Below are 2,929 nucleotides of genomic sequence, written 5' to 3' on the forward strand. Positions count from 1 at the left end.
TGATATTGGACATTGGAAATTGGACATTTTTTTGACATTTGAACTTGGGATTTGGGATTTATTATAGAATGGATGAATTTTAAAACAGCCAAACATATAAAATACGATATACTGAATAGTTACAAAAAGAGAAGAAATCAGAAAGGCTTATCTCTAAGGCATTGGCAATTCTATAAAGGATATTATAGATTCAAGACTACTTAACATCCCCATTTTTTCTTTTCCCTACCCCTCTTGCATAAAAATCCTTGCAATTCTAATAATTCTGTCAGATAATTTTACTAAATTCCCTATGAAGAGCCAAAAATTTTGTGTTTTCTTCTTGATTTTTTTGCTAGTTGCTTTATCTGGCAAGGCATACAAGGTTAAAAGCAAAGATGGCGTAGAGTATTTTGATAAGGGATATCTGGAGTACAAGGAGGGTATCCCCTTTCTGTATCTTGCAGGCAAACCTTATAATGTTGGGCTTCAATATGGGGTATTGCTTAAAAAGAGGATAAATGAGTTCTATAGAGAAGTGGATGATTACAAGAAAGGGATGCTTAAGAGAGCACCGTGGTATAAAAGGGTCTTTGCAAGATTGTTTAGTAATATTATGCTTAATCTCAAGATAAATTCCCTAAAAAAGGGATTGCCTCAAGGCTATCTGGCACAGCTTAAAGGGCTATCTGATGGCTCAGGGATTCGGCTTGAAGACATCTTATTTGTGACTTTTTTTATGGAAATCATAAGGGAATGCTCATCTTTTATTATTCAAGCTGAGGATGGAAGGATTGTCCAGGGAAGGAATTTTGATTTTAATGTAGAATTTTTGGGAAATTATCCTGTGGTGGTTGATTATTCCATTGAGAATAGATTAAGGTGCATAAGTATTGGTTTTATAGGTGTTTTTCCTATTACAACAGGGGTAAACGAAAAAGGGCTCTCTTATTCAATTAATCTAGCAGGTGGTTTGTATAGTGGGAAGGATTATAGTAGGGTTTTGGAATTTAATAGGGTACTTGAAACCTGCAAAAACTTGGCTGAGGCAGAAAATCTATTAAAAGGTTTTAAGGCAAAAGAGGGATTCCTCTTGTGCTTGGGAAGTCAGGAAGACAAATCAGGTGCAATATATGAGCTCTTGGGCAAAGATGTGGTAAGGAATGATATGAAGGAGGGAAGTATTTATGCAGCAAACAGGTTCATCTCACGAGATATGCAAAAAAAGACCTCCATTTATTCAATGCAGACCTATAACATAGCAAGGGAGGATAAATTTAGAGAGCTTTCATCAATAGATATGGACAATACAATCAACCAGGCAATATGCATCCTCTCAAACACCGATTTTTATCAATATAAAGAGGAACCTATTCCCAGCATCAACAATTTCCTCACCCTTCAATCAGTTGTGATTGATAGCAAAAATAGCACAATCTACTTTGCCTATGCCACCCACTATGCAGGTTTAGGGAGGTTTATAAGGTATAACTACAAAACCTATGAGTCTTCAGTCTATAAAGAAGAAGATGAGAGATTAAAATTTTATAACATTATGGCTAAATGGAATAAGAGGGAGCGAACTATTGATTGGAAAAATAGTGCTTTATTGAAAAAGCTTGTTTTGGAGATTAAAGAATCTGGGATAGAAAATCTCCTGACATTACCCCTCTTGGCTGATATATACATAGAATTGGGCAAAGAGAAGGAAGCAAAGAGCTGTATAGATAAGATTATAGCAAAATATCCCGATTTCTCCTTGGGATATGAGTATAAGGCATTCTTTTATGAGAAAAAAGAAAGATACCAATCTGCGATAGACTGCTATTTAAAGGCACTTGATTCAGCAATCCTATCTGAGGCTGATAGGGCATATAATACTTATCGCCTTGCAATGCTATACAAAAAGATAAATGATCTGGCAAATGCACATCATTATGCAAAGCTCTCATTAAATTTGTATAAAGGTTATTGTGTTCCCCATTGGTTAAAAAAGGAAGTCAATGAGCTTGAAAAACTATTGAAGTAATGATAGTTTTTCTTTAAAAGCTCGGTTGAAAATACCTTAAGCCTCTTCAATACCTTCAGATGAACAACATCCACCCATTATAGTGGCAAGTTATCAAGGTTTATAGACATTATCATGATGGTCAAAATCAAACAAGGTTACTATCTTTTCTTCTTCGTTAATTTCATATATCAATACAAAAGATCCCCCTATATGAACCCTACGCTTGTTTTGTAACGGTTTCCTTAAGGGCTTAAAACGGTAAGGATTGTCAAGAATATCTTTCACCTTTCTATCAATTAGTTGGAGTAATTCCTTATCTTTTTTCTGAAGCTTTTTGAATTTTCTATCAAGGCTTTTCTTGATGGTAAGCGTATACACTACTTTAATCCGTATCTTTTACCAAAGTCTTTAACTGTGATTGCTTTTTCAAGGTCAAGGTCTCTCATCCGTAAAATAAAATCTTCACGCAAATCAGGTTCTTTAATAAGATTTTTCTTAATCTGAGCAACCTCACGCTCTAAATCAACAACCTTTTTATAAATACCCTCAAGGGTGATATCTTTCATATTTATAGAATAGCATTGGTAAATAATTTTTGTCAATTTTTTAGAAGCTCGTGAAAATACCTTAAGCCTCTTTAATGCCTCTTTGTAGAAGAATATTTATTTGCTTTTCTCTGTTTTGGCTGTAATCTTCCAGCCATTATGGCAACCCGTACCATAGAAGATAGAAAGGATAGACTTGTAACTATCTTAGTTAATCCCTTTATGAGCTGCGGCGCAAGACTTCCTGTTTATGCCTTACTCATTGGGGCATTTTTCCAAGAAAGAGCATCCGGTAATGTTCTATTCTCCATCTATATGTTGGGAATAGTTCTGGCTATTGTAATGGCTAAGGTATTCCGTAAGTATCTATTAAAGGGTGAGGCTGCTCCTTTTG

Annotated in this window: 3 protein-coding genes and 1 pseudogene; 2 read left to right on the top strand and 2 right to left on the bottom strand. The window is 35.0% G+C overall.

What is annotated here, in order from left to right; all coding sequences use genetic code 11:
- Nucleotides 1-292 precede the first annotated feature (292 nt).
- Complete coding sequence (locus AB1630_11760; protein MEW6104468.1) at nucleotides 293-2,008, top strand: C45 family autoproteolytic acyltransferase/hydrolase; 1,716 nt, start codon at nucleotides 293-295, stop codon at nucleotides 2,006-2,008.
- Nucleotides 2,009-2,101: 93 nt separating this feature from the next.
- On the opposite strand, the gene AB1630_11765 is transcribed toward AB1630_11760, so the two are convergent.
- The gene (locus AB1630_11765) at nucleotides 2,102-2,368 is read right to left on the bottom strand and encodes a type II toxin-antitoxin system mRNA interferase toxin, RelE/StbE family (GenBank protein MEW6104469.1); all 267 of its coding nucleotides are present in this window, start codon (nucleotides 2,366-2,368) and stop codon (nucleotides 2,102-2,104) included.
- Nucleotides 2,368-2,592, bottom strand: coding sequence for a hypothetical protein (locus tag AB1630_11770; GenBank protein MEW6104470.1), 225 nt, complete (start codon nucleotides 2,590-2,592; stop codon nucleotides 2,368-2,370). The genes AB1630_11765 and AB1630_11770 overlap by 1 nt, the downstream gene beginning before the upstream one ends.
- A 72-nt stretch (nucleotides 2,593-2,664) precedes the next feature.
- Between AB1630_11770 and AB1630_11775 the strand changes: the two are divergent.
- Nucleotides 2,665-2,929 (top strand): annotated as a pseudogene (locus tag AB1630_11775) (nucleoside recognition domain-containing protein).

Source organism: bacterium (assembly GCA_040753555.1).
GTDB lineage: Bacteria > UBA9089 > UBA9088 > UBA9088 > UBA9088 > JBFLYE01.